This window comes from Streptomyces olivochromogenes, assembly GCF_001514115.1.
GTDB lineage: Bacteria > Actinomycetota > Actinomycetes > Streptomycetales > Streptomycetaceae > Streptomyces > Streptomyces olivochromogenes.
This window is the reverse complement of sequence record NZ_KQ948535.1, coordinates 1-1,090: the sequence shown is the minus strand read 5'-3', so window position 1 is coordinate 1,090 and position 1,090 is coordinate 1. Positions and strand designations below refer to the sequence as shown.

Here is a 1,090-nt window from a genome sequence, read left to right as displayed (position 1 = left end):
GGACAGCTGAGCGGCATCCGCCACCTCGGCCTCGGTCGTCCCGGTCACCGGCACGAACTCGGAGGCCTGGCGGTTGCCGAGGGTGATGGTGCCGGTCTTGTCGAGCAGCAGCGTGGAGACGTCACCCGCGGCCTCGACCGCACGGCCCGACATGGCCAGCACGTTGCGCTGCACCAGCCGGTCCATGCCCGCGATACCGATCGCCGAGAGCAGTGCGCCGATCGTGGTCGGGATCAGGCAGACCAGCAGGGCCACCAGGACGACCATCGTCAGGTGCGTGCCCGCGTAGTCCGCGAACGGCGGCAGCGTGGCCACCGCGAGGAGGAAGACGATCGTGAGCGAGGCGAGCAGGATGTTCAGCGCGATCTCGTTCGGCGTCTTCTGCCGGGCCGCGCCCTCGACCAGAGCGATCATCCGGTCGATGAACGTCTCACCCGGCTTCGTCGTGATCTTGATGACGATCCGGTCCGAGAGCACCTTCGTGCCACCGGTGACGGCGCTGCGGTCGCCGCCGGACTCGCGGATGACCGGGGCCGACTCGCCCGTGATCGCCGACTCGTCGACGCTCGCGACACCCTCGACGACGTCACCGTCGCCGGGGATGATGTCGCCCGCCTCACAGACGACCAGATCACCCACGCGCAGTTCGGTGCCCGGAACCTCTTCCTCGGACATGCCGTCCGAGGAGAGACGGCGGGCGACGGTGTCGGTCTTCGCCTTCCTGAGCGTGTCCGCCTGTGCCTTGCCGCGGCCCTCGGCCACCGCCTCCGCCAGGTTGGCGAAGATCACGGTCAGCCACAGCCAGGCACTGATCGCCCAGCCGAACCAGTCACCCGGATCCTTGAACGAGAAGACCGTCGTCAGGACCGAGCCGACCAGCACCACGAACATGACGGGCGACTTGATCATCACCCGCGGGTCGAGCTTGCGGAAAGCGTCCGGCAGCGACTTCAGCAGCTGCTTCGGGTCGAACAGACCCGCGCCGACCTTTCCTTCGTCCTTGTGACCGGTCGGCACATCACTGTGCGGCGCCCGGGTCGGAGTGGCTGTGGACATCGAGTCCTCTTCTGAAGGCGAATCTGTGCGAATG

General features: G+C 67.6%; 1 protein-coding gene. It reads right to left on the bottom strand.

Going from position 1 to position 1,090, the window contains the following annotated elements:
- Nucleotides 1-1,056 (bottom strand): HAD-IC family P-type ATPase (locus tag AQJ27_RS51440; protein ID WP_244313895.1); only part of this gene is annotated, 1,056 nt, incomplete at its 3' end.
- Nucleotides 1,057-1,090: the final 34 nt, after the last annotated feature.